This window comes from Candidatus Electrothrix sp., from assembly GCF_052785085.1.
The window spans coordinates 14,089-33,689 of sequence record NZ_JALAAI010000029.1 but is presented as its reverse complement, the minus strand read 5'-3'; the positions used below and the strand labels follow the sequence as shown (position 1 = coordinate 33,689).

Annotated in this window: 15 protein-coding genes, 1 pseudogene and 1 riboswitch; of the genes and pseudogenes, 1 reads left to right on the top strand and 15 read right to left on the bottom strand. The window is 46.0% G+C overall.

Features of this window, described 5'->3' with window-relative positions; translation table 11 throughout:
* Positions 1–210: 210 nt before the first annotated feature.
* The 6 genes and pseudogenes from mlaD to L2082_RS06845 all read right to left on the bottom strand — a co-directional run bounded on the left by mlaD (position 211) and on the right by L2082_RS06845 (position 8,133).
* Positions 211–660 carry an outer membrane lipid asymmetry maintenance protein MlaD gene (gene mlaD / locus L2082_RS06870; protein ID WP_446010654.1) on the bottom strand — a complete coding sequence of 150 codons (450 nt, stop codon included), beginning with the start codon at positions 658–660 and terminating at the stop codon, positions 211–213.
* A 102-nt stretch (positions 661–762) separates the two neighbouring features.
* On the bottom strand, positions 763–1,548 hold the full coding sequence (locus tag L2082_RS06865) for an ABC transporter ATP-binding protein (protein WP_446010653.1): 786 nt from the start codon (positions 1,546–1,548) through the stop codon (positions 763–765).
* A 10-nt stretch (positions 1,549–1,558) separates the two neighbouring features.
* Positions 1,559–2,356 (bottom strand): MlaE family ABC transporter permease, encoded by a 798-nt coding sequence (locus tag L2082_RS06860; protein ID WP_446010655.1) that lies wholly within the window; start codon positions 2,354–2,356, stop codon positions 1,559–1,561.
* Between the two features lie 744 nt (positions 2,357–3,100).
* Entirely contained in the window at positions 3,101–5,032 is a 1,932-nt protein-coding gene (locus L2082_RS06855; RefSeq protein ID WP_446010652.1) for an aconitate hydratase, read from the bottom strand.
* Positions 5,033–5,647: 615 nt separating this feature from the next.
* Entirely contained in the window at positions 5,648–6,322 is a 675-nt protein-coding gene (locus L2082_RS06850) for a bacteriohemerythrin (protein ID WP_446011565.1), read from the bottom strand.
* Positions 6,323–6,734: 412 nt separating this feature from the next.
* Positions 6,735–6,814: riboswitch (cyclic di-GMP riboswitch) on the bottom strand.
* 116 nt (positions 6,815–6,930) lie between these two features.
* Positions 6,931–8,133, bottom strand: a pseudogene (locus L2082_RS06845) (phosphoglycerate dehydrogenase).
* Positions 8,134–8,667: 534 nt separating this feature from the next.
* Between L2082_RS06845 and L2082_RS06840 the strand changes: the two are divergent.
* Entirely contained in the window at positions 8,668–10,005 is a 1,338-nt protein-coding gene (locus L2082_RS06840; RefSeq protein ID WP_446010249.1) for a response regulator, read from the top strand.
* Positions 10,006–10,084: 79 nt separating this feature from the next.
* Here the strand turns inward: L2082_RS06840 and pnp are convergent, their stop codons facing one another.
* The 9 genes from pnp to L2082_RS06795 form a co-directional block, all read right to left on the bottom strand.
* Positions 10,085–12,172 (bottom strand): polyribonucleotide nucleotidyltransferase, encoded by a 2,088-nt coding sequence (pnp, locus tag L2082_RS06835; RefSeq protein WP_446011564.1) that lies wholly within the window; start codon positions 12,170–12,172, stop codon positions 10,085–10,087.
* 184 nt (positions 12,173–12,356) lie between these two features.
* A complete protein-coding gene (locus L2082_RS06830; RefSeq protein ID WP_446011563.1) occupies positions 12,357–12,893 on the bottom strand; it encodes a hypothetical protein in 537 nt (178 codons plus the stop codon).
* Between the two features lies 1 nt (position 12,894).
* On the bottom strand, positions 12,895–13,704 hold the full coding sequence (locus tag L2082_RS06825; protein ID WP_446011562.1) for a hypothetical protein: 810 nt from the start codon (positions 13,702–13,704) through the stop codon (positions 12,895–12,897).
* A 154-nt stretch (positions 13,705–13,858) separates the two neighbouring features.
* Entirely contained in the window at positions 13,859–14,128 is a 270-nt protein-coding gene (gene rpsO, locus L2082_RS06820) for a 30S ribosomal protein S15 (RefSeq protein ID WP_446009121.1), read from the bottom strand.
* 177 nt (positions 14,129–14,305) lie between these two features.
* Positions 14,306–15,154: a tRNA pseudouridine(55) synthase TruB gene (truB, locus tag L2082_RS06815; RefSeq protein ID WP_446009122.1), complete on the bottom strand. Its 849-nt coding sequence runs from the start codon at positions 15,152–15,154 to the stop codon at positions 14,306–14,308.
* Positions 15,151–16,173 (bottom strand): DHH family phosphoesterase, encoded by a 1,023-nt coding sequence (locus tag L2082_RS06810; protein ID WP_446009123.1) that lies wholly within the window; start codon positions 16,171–16,173, stop codon positions 15,151–15,153. The genes truB and L2082_RS06810 overlap by 4 nt, the downstream gene beginning before the upstream one ends.
* Positions 16,166–16,567, bottom strand: a complete 402-nt coding sequence (rbfA, locus tag L2082_RS06805) for a 30S ribosome-binding factor RbfA (RefSeq protein WP_446009124.1) — start codon at positions 16,565–16,567, stop codon at positions 16,166–16,168. Before rbfA ends, L2082_RS06810 begins: the two co-directional genes overlap by 8 nt.
* Positions 16,568–16,612: 45 nt before the next feature.
* Positions 16,613–19,312 (bottom strand): translation initiation factor IF-2, encoded by a 2,700-nt coding sequence (infB, locus tag L2082_RS06800; RefSeq protein ID WP_446009125.1) that lies wholly within the window; start codon positions 19,310–19,312, stop codon positions 16,613–16,615.
* A gap of 59 nt (positions 19,313–19,371) precedes the next feature.
* Entirely contained in the window at positions 19,372–19,599 is a 228-nt protein-coding gene (locus L2082_RS06795) for a YlxR family protein (RefSeq protein ID WP_446009126.1), read from the bottom strand.
* Between the last annotated feature and the right edge of the window lie 2 nt (positions 19,600–19,601).

The window sequence follows — 19,601 nt, the reverse complement described above, 5'->3', positions numbered from 1 at the left end:
TTATCTATTTTTCGCAACTCTTCTCTGGATAGGTGCATGCGAACTCAGAACGTGGATAGATCTCGTAAAAAACGTTGTGACCCTTAAACTATCGTGATCTTCTTTTTTTGTCCAATCTTTTTTTGTGTGGAATGAGGGGGGTGAACGGTTACTCGTAGAAAGTATTTTTAGATGCTTTTGTCATAGCCCTTCCCACTGAGGATGGGGACTTTATTTAACTCCGCCAAAGGCGAACTTGGAAATCAGGGACTCCAGATCAACTGAAGACTCTGTATCCACAATCACATCACCTTCCTGGTACATCTCTTCATCACCCCCTGGAGTGATCTGAATAATCTTATCTCCAATAATGCCCTGAGATTTCACCGAGGCCATTGAATCTCTTGCCAAATGAATATCCTTATCTATTTGTAAGGTGACCATTGCCAAACTATCTTTGCTCAGGCTTAATTGTGTCACCGACCCTATTGCAACACCAGCTATCTGAACCTCTGCCCCTACTTTAACTCCAGAGACATCTTCAAATTCAGCATCAATGGTATAGGTACTGGCATCACTGAACAAGGAAACCTCGCCAAGCTGAAGAGCAAGCCAGCCAAAGGCCACAAAACCAAGAACAAGGAAGAATCCCACAGCTATTTCCAAACGAGAATTATCCACGTAATACGCTCCAATTAAACAATTTAAAATTTCCCCAAATATGCGTTTTTTTAGGCACTGAATAATAAGGGCACGTCATACCGTGCTCTTACTGTACATCTCTCAGGACAAATCACCAAGTGTCATGTTAGCAAATTCACGAATATGGGGCTTTTCAGAATCTTTAATCTGCCCAACATTGGTAAAGGTATCTACCTCCCCATTATTGAGCAAAACAATCTGATCAGCCAAATCAAAAACCTGGGGAATATCATGACTGACAAGAATCGCAGTATACCCTAATCGTTCCTGTGTTCTTCGAAACAGATCATAGATTTCCCTGGTCATCACCGGGTCAAGCCCGGTTGTGGGCTCATCAAAGAGAACAATCTCAGGATCAAGCTGTAAGGCACGGGCCAAACCAACCCGCTTTTGCATACCACCACTGAGCTGGGCTGGAAATTTGTTTTCATGACCAGTGAGTTCTAAGGATTCCAGGGTGGCAGCAACCTGGTCCTGAATTTCCTGCTCCTTCAATCGGGTTCGTTCGCGAAGCGGAAGAGCAATATTCTCAAAAACAGAAAGGGAATCAAACAGGGCCGCCCCCTGAAAAAGAACTCCGAATTTCATGCGCAGGTCGCGAAGCTTTTTCCTGCTCAGGCGGGTAACATCTTGACCATCCACCAGGATGCGCCCGTTATCCGGTTTCAATAAGCCGAGTATCAGTTTGAGAGTGACACTCTTTCCCTGACCACTCCCACCTGCAATAACAGTGGTTTTACCACGGGGAACCGAGTAGCTCACACCATGCAGCACCCTATGCCTCTGGCCCCATTCTCCAAAATACTTTTCAACTTCAATAAACTCAACTACCGGGCCTGCCTGATCTTGTTCCGTCTCAGCAATCATTCTCCCCTCCTTAAAGCAACACTGCTGTGAGCAGGTAATCAAAGATTAAAACAGAAATTGAGGAAAGAACAACAGCCTGGGTGGTTACTTTGCTGACACTTTCAGCTCCAAACCCTGCGCCCCGGATCTGCAACACATAGTACCCACGGCCTGTACTGATCCACACCAACAAAAAGGCAAAGACAATAGATTTAATCAGGCCGAGCTGAATTTCATGATTGGTGACACTGCTCATTATGCCGCTAAAAAAAGAACCTGAACTCACCCCTAATAATTTAACACCAGCAAGATAACCACCATAGATTCCTACAACGTCAAACATTGCTGTGAGCAAGGGAACAGAAATCATCGCTGCGATAAACTTAGGCGTGATCAGGTAGCGAAAAGGATCAACAGCCATACATTCCAAGGCATCAATTTGCTCAGAAATGCGCATAATACCAATTTCTGCGCACATGGCAGATCCTACCCGGCCAGCTACCATCAACGCTGTCAGAATCGGGCCAAGTTCCATAATCAAAGTCAGTGCAACCCCTGAGCCTAACATGCCATCAGCACCAAATCTTTGCAGGGTATACACTCCTTGCAGACCAAGTACCATGCCAGAAGATAGAGCAGTAAAAAACACCACAGCTATGGATCCAACACCAATGAAATGCAATTGTTTCAGAAGCTCGCTACCACGAAAAGGTCGCTTAAACAGGCCAGCCAGGACAGCAAGTAAAAAGATTCCCATCCTGCCTACGTCAGCAAGTACGTAAAGGCAACCATCACCAAGGCGAAAAAGAAACCTGGTCCAGAATGTCATTTTGGATTTCTGCAAAGGAGTATGTCCTGTTTTTTTATACGAAAGCGTTCCCCCGGCCTGTTGCCGGGACCAAACTTCAAAGTAACAGTGACGTACATGTCATGTTACAGAAAAGCGTTCCCCCGGCCTGTGGCCGGGGCCAAACCTCGAAGTAACAGTGATGTACCCGTCATGTTACTGAGAAATATGAGATGTGTTGAATGATCAGAGCAAACATCTGGACATCTCAACGAGGCCCTTGGGTCGTCTGACAATTTTTACATTATAGCCAGTGAATATTCAGTCTCAATATGAATGAGCATTCACACTCTATACCGAAGACTTCACATGTCAACTCGAAAACAGTGTACCAGAAAGGAAAAAAGAACAGAATAAAAAAAAACCGGCTCAACCAAAAGAGGAAGAACCGGCCAAAAAAGAAGAGATGAAGAACACCCTATTTAATGCACAGAGCGTACCACCTGCTGTAAAAAGAAAAAAAACAAAACAATAACCAGACAATTCAAAGTGTTAAGACAAAAAAGTCTTTTTACAGTAACACGCCTTTCCCTTCTAATATGTTCAGTTTTTTTTATAATTCCGAACAAAGAGAAACTGCTGACTTAAAAAAGATAAGCGTTATCATAAAATTAGATAATAAATTAAATTATCAAATGCTTCTGGATATTATATCATTTTTACTACCAGGAGTTTTATTGCTTGTCCCGCAAAAAAAAACCTCATCCAAACAAAATGCACCTCTCTTTACCGTGCCCAGTTTAACAAACCTCCTGCTGCCATGATCTCTCGATGGCGTGAGGAAAGCTCACAACGGGCCTGAACAGGCCGCCCATCAATTTCTACAGTAATGGTCTCTGCACCGGAAGTCACAGCCTCACGAATGCCAGGAATAACCATTTCGCTGCCCTGCTGAACCTTGTCATAATCCTCAGCATTGACAAAGGTCAAAGGCAGGATCCCAAAATTAATCAGATTGGCCTTATGAATACGGGCAAAGCTCTTGACCAGCTTGACCTGCACACCCAAATAGCGAGGTGCCAAGGCAGCATGCTCCCGGCTGGATCCCTGACCATAGTTATCACCGCCAATCACTGCCCCAAACAAACCAGTATCAGTAATTGCCTTGATATCCGCAGAAAAATCTTCTGTTACCTGAGAGAAAACATACTCACTAATCGCAGGAATATTACTTCGCAAGGGCAGGATAGCAGCACCGGCAGGCATAATATGATCTGTGGTGATGTTATCTTCCAGCTTCAAGACAACTTTGCCTTTCCATGTATCGGGCAGCTCAGTAAATTCAGGAAAAGGGGCAATATTAGGGCCCCGCACGATATCAATCTTGGCCCCTTCTACCGCAGACAAAGGCTTCTCAATCCGCTCATCACCAGGAAGATAGGTTGCTGGCAGTTCAAAGCCGGGATACTCGCCCAAGTCACGAGGATCGGTAATAACACCCTTGATAGCAGAAGCAGCTGCAACTTCCGGGCTACAGAGATACACCTGATCACCCTTATTACCGGAACGGCCTGGAAAATTCCGGGAAAAAGTACGCAGGGAATTCATGCCAGTGGGTGGTGCCTGGCCCATACCGATACAACCAAGACAACCGGATTGATGGATTCGGGCACCTGCCTTGAGCAGCGGCATAACATCACCCTGAGCGGTCAGATTCTCCAAAGCCTGACGGCTTCCCGGATTAATCTCAAAGCTCACATCCCGGCTGACTTCCCGGCCTTCCATAATCTTTGCCGCAGCAGTGAGATCCCGCAGGGAGGAGTTAGTACAGGAGCCAATCAGCACCTGGGCCACAGGTTTCCCCGCAACCTCGCTCACCTTGACCACGTTATCCGGAGACGAGGGACAGGCGATCATCGGTTCCAGGGTAGACATATCAATTTCCAGCACCTTGTCGTACTCAGCATCAGGATCAGCAACTAATTCCTGCCATTGCTCTTCCCTGCCCTGAGCAGCCAGGTATTTGCGGGTATTCTCATCTGATGGAAAAAGAGAAGATGTGGCTCCCAGCTCCGCACCAAAGTTGGTAATGGTTGCACGGTCAGTGAGGCTCAATTCAGCCACGCCTGGCCCGAAATATTCCATAATATATCCTACCCCGCCTTTGACCGAAAGCTGACGCAGAACTTCCAGCAGGACATCACGAGCCGCTACCCAAGGCTGCAACTTTCCAGTGAGTTTGATGCCGTAAATTTTTGGCATGATCAGATAAAAGGGTTTTCCTGCCATTGCCATTGCCACATCCAACCCGCCTGCGCCCATGGCCAACATCCCCATTCCACCGCCAGTGGGGGTGTGGGAATCAGATCCAAGCAGGGTTTTGCCGGGAATCCCAAAACGCTCCAGATGAACCTGATGACAGATGCCGTTGCCAGGAGGTGAGAAATGAAGCCCAAATTTACGTGCTGCCCCTTGCAGGAAGATATGGTCATCAGCGTTTTTAAAGTCTGATTGGAGCATATTATGATCAACATAACTCACTGACAGCTCGGTCTGAACACGGGGAATACCAATGGCCTCAAACTCCAGATAGGCCATGGTTCCAGTGGCGTCCTGGGTCAGGGTCTGGTCAATACGCAGCCCGATCTCTTCACCTTTTTTTAACTCGCCTTCCACCAGATGAGCGGCCAGTATTTTCTCCGCAACAGTCTGTCCCATAATACATTCTCCTTAGAACTAAAAATATGAATGCGCCGTTCGCACGAATTATCTGCGGCCCATTAAACATGATCGGGCAAAAAAATGCCCTGATTTTTTTTCGGGAGATTTTCTCCAAAAGATAAAGAAAGGGAGGATGAGAGGACAAAATATTTCCCCTCTCATCAAAGTGAAGTTGGAAGCGTTACAGAGGAAGTACGGATAAAGAATCCACCCCCAGAGGGGGTGGTATTGGTTAAGCCCAGAGGGCATTTGTCTACTTTGCTCCCGTTTTCAGAACACCCACACTGACAAAATTAGCATCAGGAAACTTAACCATCTTGAACCGTTGCCGTATAGGACCTTGAGCCTGCAAACAGCTTTACGCACCATGCATAACTGAGGCATCTATCTCGCCGACATACCACGGGATACACTCAAGATTGATCGGTTAATAAAAATGTATTTTCTATCATAACCGGCACCTTTGCCAAAAATGGCTGTTCAACCGGCAGAGCCGTTGAACTCTGACCACCCCCAGAGGGGGTGGTTTTCTACGATGAAATAAAAAGTAAAATCACCTTTACTTGTTCGCAAGATACCGCATATCATCCAACGGAATAAGCTATTCTGTCTTTATTGCCCCCATAATTTTACAGGTTGGCTCAAAAAGTTCATAACATCGCCCGTTGTCAACGGCTGATTCAGGAAACCTTTAACATTCTGAGCCACTCCTTTCAGGTTGAACCGAAATGCCTGCGCTTTCCGTTGCCGCATGATAAACAGTCCAACATCTTTATCAGAATAGACAGTATGCTTAATAAACCACTGAATCAGGAAATAGACCAATTTAGCTGTTGAACCCCTGGCAGACCTTATCGCGGCTATCTGCCTGACCAGCTCGGACAGAATCATTGCATGTTCCTGTTTCTGATGCTGTATCATGGGATACGCATATCGCTCCATCAGCTTTTCCTCGGTCTGAAAATGGAACTTAGTATAATTCAGCAATTCATCCAGCATTTGATTAAGCTGCGCCGTCTCACCTTTACGACCGCCTCCTTTAAGATGAAGATCAGACATTTTTTGGATCATCTTGAAAAACTTTTTATGCTGAGAATCTATCTCCCTCACGCCGACATTATACTCATCGCGCCAGTCTAGAACCATTTCCGTCCGGAGACGCCGTGCAATGGCCACGTCGCTAGTTTCATTCAACTGCTTAATGATATTGTAAAAACGATTGTACTGAGGATCTGTTTTTTCTAATCCTTTATAGCAATCTTCTGTCCAATTATAGGTTGTTTTCATTTTGTCCTCCTTTATTTTGCTTGTTCCAGCACACGTATATATCACCGTATATTTTCAAAAAGATGTATATCTCAAAAATAACGAGCACATCAAAAACATTAAAGATACCAAAAAACAGTATGCGCCATGGCTCCGAGATTCTGCGGAACGGACTTCGCTTTTGAACGAGTTATAATTATTATGCCAGCTCAATCCGGCAAATTTGCTAGAGTAAACAACGGAGGTGTTGAACAGAAATACAGTCATTAATACCTGAAAAAATAACAGAAATTGACTGTGTACAAAGAGAAGAAAAGATGCAATAAAACAAAGAGTGGGATGACAATTGCCTACTCTTGTTACCTGAAGAGATTTTTTCTTATCGGGATTTTTTCCTGGAGATTTCATGATTCACTCCCTCGTCAAATTTAAAGAAGGTAACCCGGCTATCTCTCCTTAAAGAGACCCGTGGCTTTCCGACACCGCCTCACGACGGTTGTGGCTTTATCAACTTTCAGGATTCAACCAGAAAGTGATGAAGATAAACCTGAAATTCCCTTCAGGTTATGAGTAATTATTACACATAAACGAATTGCCCGTCAAGAAAAATAGATAAAAAAACATCCATCCTATATTGTGATATTGAAGCCGCTCTTCACCGGAATCACCCGTGTCCTGATCACCCCGTCAACCGCCTCAATCTCCTTGCAGACCTCGGGCGAGACAGCACTTGCAGTATCAATAATATTATACCCCAAGGTACCGTTGCTCTTATTGGTATAACTCATGATATTAATATCATGCTTGCCAAGAATATTACTCATCAAGCCAATCATCCCAGGTGTATCTTTATTGATCACAATCAAACGGGTGTGGACCCAAACAGTAGGGATACTTTCTACATTAGGAAAATTGACACTATGGGTGATATTGCCGTACTCCAGATACCCTTTCAGCTCTTTAACCGCCATACAAGCGCAGTTTTCCTCAGACTCAGCTGTAGAAGCACCAAGATGGGGCGTGAGAAGCACCTTGTCATGATCAATTAATTTGGGTGAGGGAAAATCTGAAATATGACCAGCGATCTTACCATCCTCAAGGGCCTTAATCACCACGTTCTCATCCACAACCGGTCCACGGGCATAGTTGAACAGCAGGGCATCTTCTTTCATAAAGTCAATGAATTCCTAATTCACCAGCTCCCTGGTATTTTTATTCAAAGGAACATGCAGAAAAACAACATCTGCCTGGGCCAGCAACTCGCGGCGAGCCTGGGCCAGTTCCACCTCTGGCAGCAGGCCATGAATATTATCCATAACCGGGTAAGGATCATAGCCAATCACCCGCATATTATGGTAGATCCCCATGTTCGCAGCCCGGACACCGATTTGCCCCAGCCCGATAACCCCCAAGGTCTTTCCAGACATCTCAGACCCCTTAAACATCTTTTTCCGGGCTTCCACCTCCTTATTGAGAGCATCTCCTGCAAGACCAGAAAGCCCCTCACAGAAATCCATGCCCTGGTGAAGATTACGTAACGAAATCCCCAGCATCGTAAAAACCAGCTCAACCACAGCATTGGCATTGGCACCAGGTGTGTTAAACACACATATTCCACGCTCTGAAGCCTCATCCACGGGAATATTATTCACTCCGGCCCCGGCCCGGGCAATAGCCACCAGATTCGGGAATTCATCCAGATCAACCGGTGAACTACGGAGAACAAGCCCTATGGCATCTTTCGCATCAGCATGCAGCTGATACTTTTCACCAAAAATATCCAATCCTTCTGAGGATACAGCATTCAGTATGGCAATGGGGCAAGTGGTCATCATTTATCTCCCTTTTCCTCTTGTGTTGTCATTCCTGGGGTCAATACCCGGAGGTTTGATAATAAATATTGCCAGGTTTTCCCAATTTTTCGTAAGAAACAGTATTATCCTGATATAATTTATCCTTCCCAAAAAAAGTGAAGGTATATGCATTTCTATTGTAAAAAATATATTTGATTGTCATTTTTTTATGTGATACTCGTTTAGAGAGTTCAACTACATTAATAATGAATTTCAAAAGCGGATACAAAAAGAAAATATCTCCAGGCACTTCTTTAAGAAGTTTTGGGAGTGAAGACTAAATATTCTTACCCGGAAACTGAGCAGTTACAGACAGGGTAAAACTTTTTTTCTCTTGGAACAACAAAAAGATTACCATAGAATGGCCCTCTCAACAATCGCCTGTTACGAGCAACTGGTTAGGCGCTACTCAAAAGCATTACGAGAACAAGTTCCTCGTCACCAAGTCGGTCCGCATAATGCATAAGCTACAAATCAGGAAAAATCTGATTTTATTGAAACAAGGAGCCACGCATGTATGACATACTGGTCGTTGATGATGATCTGTTCGCACTTGCTCTACTTGAAGAGCAGTTGAAAAATTACGGCGATTTTTTCACCCCTGTCTATGCCAGCAACGGCAAAGAGGCTGTTGAAATATTAAGTCAGATGGAAATCTCTCTGCTTGTGACTGATCTCATTATGCCGGGAGAAATAAACGGATGGCATCTCATAGAGTATATAGAAAATTTTCATCCTAATATCCCTATTATCGTTATTACAGGATGCAAAGACGGAGACAAAGTCGCTGAACTTGAAGGCCGGGTACGGGAAATCCTTCTCAAACCTATTCGGGTAAAACAGTTGGTCAAAATCGTTACCAATATCCTTAATGAAGATATTGCCAGTGGAAACCTGAAAGGAGTTTCTGTGGGATCCTTCCTGCAACTCCTTGAAATGGACGAAAAAACCTGCCTGCTTGAAGTGGGCACATCACCAAAAAATAAAGGATTGCTGTATATTCATCAGGGCAAGCTCTATGATGCTGAATACGGAGATCTGCAAGAATATGATGCCGCCTGCCGTTTGATCGCCATGGACAATGTTAGTTTTAAAATTAAAGCATTACCAAAGCTGGAAATTCGCCGAAGAATTACAGGAGAACTGATGTCCATCATTATGGACGCCATGAAACTCAAAGATGAGGTGAAGCATTATGAGTTAGAACACCCTCCCAGAACCGATAAAAAAGATGGGGAACACAAGGCATTTCAAGCTGACTGGCGACAGTCTGTCAAAGAAGAGGAAGAAGAAACTGTGTTCGGTGATGAATCGATCAATGGATCTCCTCTTCCCCCTCCATCGCAAACAACAAAGGTTGAACAACAGATTAAACAACGGATTGAACCAAATGTTGAACAAAGGAAGTTTGAATCAACAGTTGAGCAAAACAATGCTCCGCAACAGGCCCCACTGGCCTCCTGTTCAACAAAAAATTGCGCCACCACTCTGGAGTCACTCCTGGGAAGACTTCGCAGTATTAAAGGATACAAAGGGGCAGGAATTATGGACTTTAGCGGAGAAACCATTGCCTCGGACAGTCTTGACTCCACCCTTGATATCGTCAGTACCGGCGCAATCTTTAACGATATCTTTCGTTCTGCTCAGGAGACAAGTACAACATCAGGGCTTCATACCTGTCACGAGCTGACACTGAGAACCCAGGATTGCATTATCATCTTATGCGCTTCCGGTGATGCGTCTGCTGTTCCTTTTCATCTCATTGCCCTGCTTGACAAAGACGGAAATCAAGCATTGACCAGGATACAAATGGCCAAAATAATTCCCCTTGCTGGTCAGGAGCTGAACTAAGGATATACAAGGGCGAACACAGGGGTTCGCCCCTACAGCGTCCGGCATAATAGGGTACAGTTTCTTTTTCCAGAAAGATTTATTCTTCCCCTTCTTCCAGAGCTGCTTTCCGGCTCAGACGAATGCGTCCGCGTCCGTCAATATCAATAACCTTGACCTTAACCTGCTCGCCCTCTTCAAGGACATCAGTGACCTTGTTGACACGACGGTCAGCCAGCTCAGAAATATGAACCATCCCGTCGGTTCCAGGAAGAATTTCAACAAAGGCACCAAAATCCTTAATGGTCTTGACTAGACCGTTATAGACTTTGCCAATCTCTGGCATGGCTGTCATGCCTTCAATATGAGCAACCAGGGCATCAGCAGACTCCGTGCTCTTGGAAAAGATCTTGATGGTTCCGTCGTCATCCACATCAATCTTGGAATCAAACTCCGTGGTCATCTCCCGGATCACTTTACCGCCCGGACCGATGATATCACGGATCTTATCCTGATTGATCTTAAGGGTAACATATTTAGGTGCATGATCTGCAACTTCCTCGCGCGGAATGCCAATGGCTTCTTCCATTTTACCCAGAATATGGAGACGCCCTTCTTTGGCTTGAGCCAAAGCACTGGACATAATCTCCCGATCAACACCGTCAATCTTGATATCCATTTGCAGGGAAGAAATACCCTTTGCCGTGCCCACAACCTTGAAATCCATGTCACCGAGATGATCCTCATCACCGAGAATATCAGTGAGCACAACAACCTTATCGCCTTCTTTGATCAGGCCCATAGCCACACCAGATACAGGGGCCTTAATAGGCACACCAGCATCCATCAAAGCAAGGCTTGCACCACAAACCGTGGCCATAGAGGAGGATCCATTGGATTCCAGAATTTCAGACGCTACGCGCATGGTATAGGGAAAATCTGCTGCCTCTGGTAGAACTGCTTCAATCCCACGACGGCCAAGGGTACCATGCCCAATGTCACGACGACTGGGGCCACGCATAAAACGGGCCTCTCCCACACAGAAAGGGGGAAAGTTATAATGGAGCATAAAACGACGATAGGTATCACCGCTCAGGCCCTCCACATGCAGTTCATCGCGCTCAGAGCCTAAGGTGCTAATGACCATAGCCTGGGTCTCGCCTCGGCTAAACAAGGCTGAACCGTGGGCCTTGGGCAGAACACCGACCTCGCATTCAATGGGACGAACCTGGTCAAAGCTTCGTCCATCAAGGCGCAGACCCTTGTTGACGATCCGGTCACGCATAACCTCTTTTTTATATGCGCCCAGCAGATCAAAAACCTCTGCCTCGCTCTCGTACAGTTCCTCGTCAATTGCCGCAAGCACCTCTTCCTTGAGGCTGTCATAACGGGCACCACGTTCAATCTTGCCAGCAATGGTGACCACTTCTTCCATACCAGCAGCGGCAGCTTCTTCCACTTTTTCCTTAAGGGCCTGGTTGATCTCAGGGGGAGCAATTTCACGTTTTTCCTTGCCAGCTTCTTTCTGCAAATCCTTTTGCATAGCAATGATCGGCTGGATCTCCTGATGAGCAAAAAAGATTGCCTCAAGGACAACATCCTCACTCAGCTCGCCAGTGCGGCCTTCCACCATAACCTCCGCAGTCTCGGTTCCAGCCACCACCAAATTCATGACAGATTTTTCCAACTGGCTGACTGTGGGGTTGAGGACATATTCATTATTGATATAACCAACTCTGGCTGCTGCCACAGGCCCTGCCCAAGGCACATCAGAAAGCACCAATGCCGCAGAAGCACCATTCATCGCCAGGATATCCGGGTCAATCTCCTGATCTGCTGAAAATACGGTGGTGATCAGCTGAGTTTCAGCCATATACCCTTCTGGAAAAAGCGGGCGCAAAGGACGATCAATAAGTCGGCAGGTCAATATTTCCTTTTCTGAAGGACGACCTATTTCACGGCGAAAATAATTGCCTGGAATACGTCCGGCAGCATACATTCGCTCTTGATATTCAATGGTCAATGGCAGAAAGCCAGCATCCTTGTTCTTTTTCTCGGCAACCACGGTGACAAGAATCATTGTATCGCCGCAGGTCACCACAACGGAACCGCTGGTCTGTTTAGCCATTTTGCCGGTCTCAAAGGACAGGGTACGTCCACCGATCTCGACTTCTTTCTGTGTATACATGCAACAAACTCCTTTGCGTTCAGCTGTCCCTGCTGTCTTCGCAATTTTTTTCTTCAGATTTTCGCTTCTGAAAGGGACAGTGTTTCATCTCAGACCCGCCTGTCGGGCCGTACAATTATATCTTTTGGTTTGATATTTTTAAAATTAATACGGGACACTCAACATATCTTTTTGAGCGGTTTTTTTATTCTTGCGCCTCGTTATCATCATCCACTAACGTACCCTTGGAGGATGTCAAATTTAATACAGCAGCTTTGACCTCGGAAAGATTAAAAGCTTTGGTCAATTTTTCACGAAATTCTGATGGAGTATCAGAAACCCATTTATTTGTAATCAGTTTCTGCGATTCCTTGATAGACATTGGATTATTTATAGCTTCAAGTTCCGCCACTACTTTTGCTGCCGCCGACCCTGCACTTGTCCAAGACACCTGGTATGATTTTTTTAGAAAATTTGGGATATTCTCATCCCTAGGCCGAATTGTGACCGGATATGGTTCATTCAGGCGATGTATTACAGACAATAATGTGGCTGTCCTGTTGCTGGGAAGATGTTTTGCATGAACTGTTATGACTATACTCTTATCGTCTTCAGATTCTTGCAACACAAGAGTCAGCACACCATCGCTGGCAGTTTCCCACTCTTCTTGGGCATTTTCCAAAATTTCATACGGTGATCGCACATCACTGACTGACAAACCTTCCGGCCAAAAAATACTCATGCTATTTCTCCATAAAATCAACAATGATCGGAAAATGATCCGAGGCATTCTTTGCGTCTGGATGACCGTTCTTATCCATAAAGGAATGCTCTCCCGCTTCGGTAATTATCTCTACATCCTGAAAAAATGGCACAACGGTGTGATGCAGGATAACTTGATCAAACATACTCCAGCCATACGGCCCCTGATTGCTTGTATCATACACTGTTCCTGCCGGACCTTTGGTATTATCTCCCAACAGGCCCCACATCGGATTATAATAAAATTCGTAGTCTTTTCCGAGATGCCGCCGACTCCCCTTTGCTGTACATGATCTTGTCATCATGGCATTCAGGCCCGCAGCCAAATTCATAGGCCGATCATAGGGATTCATATTGAAATCGCCAAGCAGAATCAACCGATCAATTTTCTTATCTTCTCGGACAAAATTAAGTTCTCGGACAAGCTCTTGAACAAATGACTGGCGCGATTCAGCATCATAATTTCGGATATCAGGCCCATGAATCAATACCAAAAGAAATATCTGGTTACCGAGTTTATATTTTCTCGTACTCGTTCGAAAAAGTCCCGAATCTATCTCGGACAAATCAAGCTTCCTATTTTTACAGAAACAATGAAATCGCTTGTCGGAAATGAACGCCGGAATATAGAATTCAGGAGAAACCTTGCTCCGCAGGGCACAAAGGGTTTCCGAGCCGGATACCATATTCTCGTTCAGAACAATGACATCAGCAGCCGTTGATTTTGCCAGCGCACACACAGCACCTGTCAAATCCTTACGCTTCACATTCCAGAAAACAATGCGGGACAACGGCGACATCTCCTTGTAAAATCGGCGTGTAACGAGAGAATCTTTAGGAAAACAAAAATAACCCGTTCAACGTACATTACAAAAAAATTCCTGTTACACAGCAAGGCATAACAGGAAAAATTACCACATCAAACGCATCGTAACAAGGTATACATTACTTCCTGATACCCAGTTCCTGAATCAGTGTACGATACCGATTAATATCTTTCTTCTTCAGGTACTTCAGCAGGCTGCGACGCTGACCAACCAGCTTGAGCAGACCACGACGAGAGTGATGATCCTTAGCATGGGTCTTGAAATGATCGGTCAAATAGGTAATCCGGTCGGAAATCAGAGCAATCTGTACCTCTGGAGAACCGGTATCACCTTCGTGGGTTGCGAATTTCTTAATAATCTCTTCTTTTCTTGCTGTACTCTGTGCCATTATGCACCTCCAAAATGTTGTCCTTCTGCTATGGGTAAAGCCATCTTTTCCTCAGCCTCACCAAAGTCTGGAATCAAATTGCTCCTGTAATCCATATCCGAGGAATGAAATATGGGAAGCAATGCACCATTTCCGCCTTTTGCGAAAATGAATGTCTTTTTTCGAGGATTCAAACCCTCAATAAATCCTACCCACTACCTTGAGTGCCGTAGGAGCGACCGGTGGTCGCCCTATTTGTACCTGCATAGAGTGTTGTTCCATAGCCTGCTCAACCGTGAGCATTTTGCTCAACAGCAGCTCTGTTCCGGCATCCTTATCAAAATCTTCACTGAACAAGGCCCCACCATCAACTGCATCATCAACTGAAAAGCATCCACTTTGGGTACGACGCAAGGCTGTGAGGTAAGCTCCACATCCCAGCTGTCTCCCTATATCAGCAGCCAGCACCCTGATATAGGTTCCTTTACTGCACCTCACCGTTATGGTTACTTGCTCCTTGTCAGCATCGTACCCATCAACCTCTAAGGAAAAAATTTCAATGGGCTTGGCTTCCTTTTGGATCATAATCCCCTGCCGGGCATAATGATATAAAGGCTTTCCCTTATGCTTTGCTGCGGAGTACGGCGGAGGAGCCTGCATCTGCGGACCGACAAATGCATTGGTTACTTCCATTATTTCTTCAAGAGTTAAGGAAGGTACCGGTCTGCTTGCTGTCACTGCGCCTTCAGGGTCTTGGGTTTCAGTTTCCTGACCGAGCTGTAATACTGCCTGATAGGTCTTGTGCCCAGCCATAAAGGAATCAATCTGACGGGTGGCAGGACGCCCCACACAGATAACAAGCAATCCACTGGCAAAGGGATCCAGTGTACCAGCATGCCCAACTTTTTTTATCCCCAGCAGCCAGCGTACTTTTTTAACCACAGCAAAAGAACTCTGACCCACTGGTTTGTCAACAAGCACAATCCCAGCGGCTGCTTCCTGCCTATTGAGTCCATCCTGCCCATCAACAGGCATTTGTTTTGTCATTTTTTTTCTTTTGCCGTCTGCTGCGTCTCTTGCAACGCCTGCTCAAGGGCCGGGATAAGCATGGCGCAAACCTCGTCCATGGTTTTTCCGTGAATCCGACAACCAGCTGCGTTCCGGTGCCCGCCTCCAGAAAACTGAGCTGCTACCTCGGCAACATCACAGTCTCCTTTTGCACGCATGCTGATTGAAATCTGATCTGTTTCTGCTTCTCCCTCTTTGAGAAAAACAGCAACCCTGACATTTTTGACCGAGCGAGGAAAATTCACCAAGCCCTCTGCATCCTCAGAGCTTGTTCCTGTTTCCTGCAACATTTGTTGCGTCATTCGGATAACTGCTACCTGCTGATCAAGATAAGTTTGCAGACTGGCAAGCACCGCCTGAGTCAATTGCAGACTACCAAAGGAAGCATTATCAAAGAGTCGCTGACAGACAGTGCCTGGTCTCACTCCCCGATCAATCAAACGACCAGCAACAGCAAAGGTATGACTGGTGGTGGAATCATAACGAAAAGAACCAGTATCCGTCACAATGGCCGTATAAAGGCATTCAGCCGCTTCTTTGGATAACTTTTCAGCAACGCCAAGCTCTTCTGCCAAATCATAGACCATTTCACCGGTAGATGAACGATGGGGTTCTATCCAATGCAGATCGCCAAAACCTTTATTACCTTGATGATGATCAATCACCAGAAAGGGTTGAATCTTACACAGCTCAGCCCCGTTATCTCCTAAGCGACCCAAATCTCCGCAATCCAGGGCAATGCCCACAACATCGGTGCGTTGCTGTGCAAAGGCCGTAATGCAGGTAAAATCGGTTTCAATAGGCATTCCCTGAGCCAAGGTACTATACACACCAGTTACAGGCTCCTCAAGATAACAAAGCACCTCTTTGCCCATCATCATCAGAATATGGGCTAACCCAAAGGTGGATCCCAAGGCATCACCATCAGGTCTGATATGGGTTGCAAGAATAAATTTTTTGCCACTTTTAATGGCTTGGCTCAGAGCAGTTTTATTCACTGTCGTCCTTCTCTTCCCTTTCCTGATGAATTTGCTTAAAAAGTTGATCCAGCCGTTCAATTTCTTTATGCTGATTATCAAGAAAAAATACCAGGTCAGGCGTGTAGCGCAGATTCATTGTCTTAGCAATGTGCGAACGAAAAAATCCCCGTGCCCTTTCCAATCCTTTTCGCGCCGATGAAGCCGAACTTTCTGTGAACAATGAATAATACACTTTGGCCTGCTTCAAGTCCGGTGACATGTGTACCTTGGAGATACATACGCCATCCAACCGGGAATCACGCACTTTTTGTTGTAAAAGAATAGAGAGTTCCTGATGAATAGCCTCGGCAACTCTCTCAGGACGTGAACTCTTGGGTCGTCCAAGCCCTGGGAGATTAAAATCAAATTCCATGGTTCTGCCTTACAATCCTTGTCAGTTCGCTACTCAGCTGCTCAATTACAGCTTTGCCTCAACCTCATCCATGAGAAATGCCTCAAGAGTATCGCCGACCTTGATATCGTTATATTTTTCCACTCCAATTCCACACTCATAGCCAGTGGACACCTCTTTGACATCGTCTTTAAAGCGCTTCAACGAGCTGATCACCCCTGTAAAGATAACCACAGAATCGCGGAGAACGCGAATGCCTGCATTGCGTTCAATCTTACCATCAATAACTGAACAACCAGCAATGATCCCAACTTTGGGCACTGAAAAGGTATCACGAACCTCAGCTGTTCCGATAACGCGCTCTTCGTATTCTGGCTCCAGCATACCTACCATGGCCTTTTCAATATCTTCCAAGGCATGATAAATAACATCATAGGTGCGAATATCAACCTGTTCCTGCTCAGCAAGTTCTTTTACCTTCACTGAAGGGCGAACATTAAAGCCAATAATAATCGCATCAGATGCTGAGGCAAGATAGACATCATTTTCTGTCATCGCACCGGTACCCTCCTGAAGTACCCGAACCCGGATCACATCGGTGGATAATTTCTCTGCTGCCTGTCCAAAAGCCTGCAGGGTTCCCTGAACATCAGAACGGAGAACAACACGCAGTTCCTTCATCTCCTGTTCAGCCATTTTTTCAAAGAGATTATCCAAAGACACCTTGGAAGCAGAAGCCAATTCCGACTCACGGGTCTTGAGCTGACGGGCATCAGATACAGCTTTCGCCATCTTCTCGTCTCTAACCACCAAAAACTCGTCTCCAGCCTGGGGCACCCCGGATAATCCTTGCACCTCAACAGGCAAGGAAGGGCCTGCACTATCCACCTGCTCGCCCCGGTCATTAATCAAGGAGCGAACCTTACCGCTGAATTGTCCGGCAATAAAATACTCTCCTGTATGCAGGGTTCCTTCCTGCACTAAGACCGTTGCAACAGAGCCTCTGCCCTTATGGAGCTGGGCCTCAATGACTGTACCCTTGGCCTTTCTCTGGGAATCTGCTGTCAATTCAAGAACCTCTGCCTGCAACTGAACATTCTCAAGGAGTTCCTCAATACCAAGGCCTTTTTTCGCTGACGTTTCACAAAAAATCGTATCGCCACCCCAATCTTCAGGGATCAGGCCAAAATCACCCAGTTCACGAATAACCCGAGCTGGATCCGCATTATCCTTATCAATCTTATTGATCGCCACTACAATGGGTACCTCGGCAGCTTGGGCATGGGCAATGGCTTCCTTGGTCTGATTCATAACTCCATCGTCAGCAGCAACAACAAGCACCACAATATCAGTAACTTTGGCACCACGGGAACGCATCTCCGTAAAAGCAGCATGGCCTGGAGTATCAACAAAGGTAATATCGCCAGATGGAGCCTGCACATGATAGGCTCCAATATGCTGCGTAATACCACCGGCCTCCCCTTCAGCAACATCTGTTCTCCGTATCGCATCCAGAATAGAGGTCTTTCCATGGTCAACATGGCCCATAACCGTGACCACTGGGAAACGTGGCTGCACCTCTCCACCTTTCTCCTCTTCCTGCAGAGCCTCAATACCAAGCTCTTCGGTCATTGCCTGCTCAACCTCGTAGCCAAAATCTGCTGCTACCAGAGTAGCTGTATCCAGATCAAGGGCCTGATTCAGGGTAGCCATAATACCGAGTCCCATCAGCTTAGCAATGAGCTCATTGGCCTTAATCCCCATCCGTTTGGCAAGGTCACCAACACTGATGCTTTCAAAAATCTTAATCCGTCTTTTGATCGCCTTACTCTCAGTAACCGGGGTGGAAGAAGTCTTATTTTTACGACGTTTATCCTTTTTCCTTCTTCCCCTGTAGGACTGATTATAGTCAGCACCACCGTGGGAAAAATCCACCCGTTGACGCCCCTTGCGAGCTGGCTTTCCGGTTTTTTTATTCCGATTCTCCTGTTTTTTTTCTATCTCGACAACCCGTTTCCCCTTCTTACGGTCCTTGCCTTTGGCCGCAGATGGTTGAGGTGTTTGGGGAGCCGGAGCAGTTCCAGCTTCTTTTCCTGCTGCTCCAGATTTTTTTCCACCCCCACCTCTTGGCGGACGGGACTGACGGCGTGGTGCGGGCTTTTCTGTATCTTCTATATTAAGCTTGACCTGACCCACAATTTTCGCCAGCCCCTTGCCGCGTTTGACCTCTTTTTTGCCTGTTGTTTGTTTCTGTTCAGCAATAACAGGTTTCTTTTCCTGTGATGCCCCTTCTGAGGCTGCAGCAGTTGTACTCTCCTCTGAGCTTTTCACAGCATCGTTCGCACTGTCTGCTTTTTCTACAGGCTGCTGCGCAGAAGCTTCTGGTCCAGACTCTTGTGATGAGGTCTCGGCTGTTGCAGACGCCTCATCCTTCGATACTGCTTTCACGCTCTCTTGCTCGTCGTGCTCTTTTACCACAGCCTGTTTGGCTTTCTCATCCTTCGCTGCTTTTGAGCGACGTCGCACCACAGTTCCACTTTTCTTTTTTCGTACCACAGCTGTTTGTTTTTTCATCCCTATCGGCTTCTCGGTAACTTCAGCAGTTGCCTTGCCCAACACTTTACGACGAATATCGGCAGCCATATCGTCGTCAACCGTAGAACTGAGGCTCTTGATAGGATATCCCATTGCTATCAATTTATCTGCCAGCTCTTTGCTTTTGAGACCGGCTTCTTTTGCCAGTTCGTAAATGCGGACTCTGCTCATCAAGTACTCCCGTAACCTTTTCTCTTGGTATTGCGTTAACTCAAGTTCTAAGTTACACGTTAAGTTATCCATGAAGGCGAAATGCTCGCCTCAGCATTTTTTTTCTTTTTTGCCAGCCGTTTTTTGCACTTTTCATTTCTGCAACTGTACACACCACGACCAGACATTCTGCCGTCCAAATCCTCCTGCAAGGCTCCCTCGCACCATACCAAGCGAATAAATTCACTTTTTTCAGCCTTCCGTCCGCATCCCTTACAGGTACGAATTGAGATATACCCTCTTTTCACCT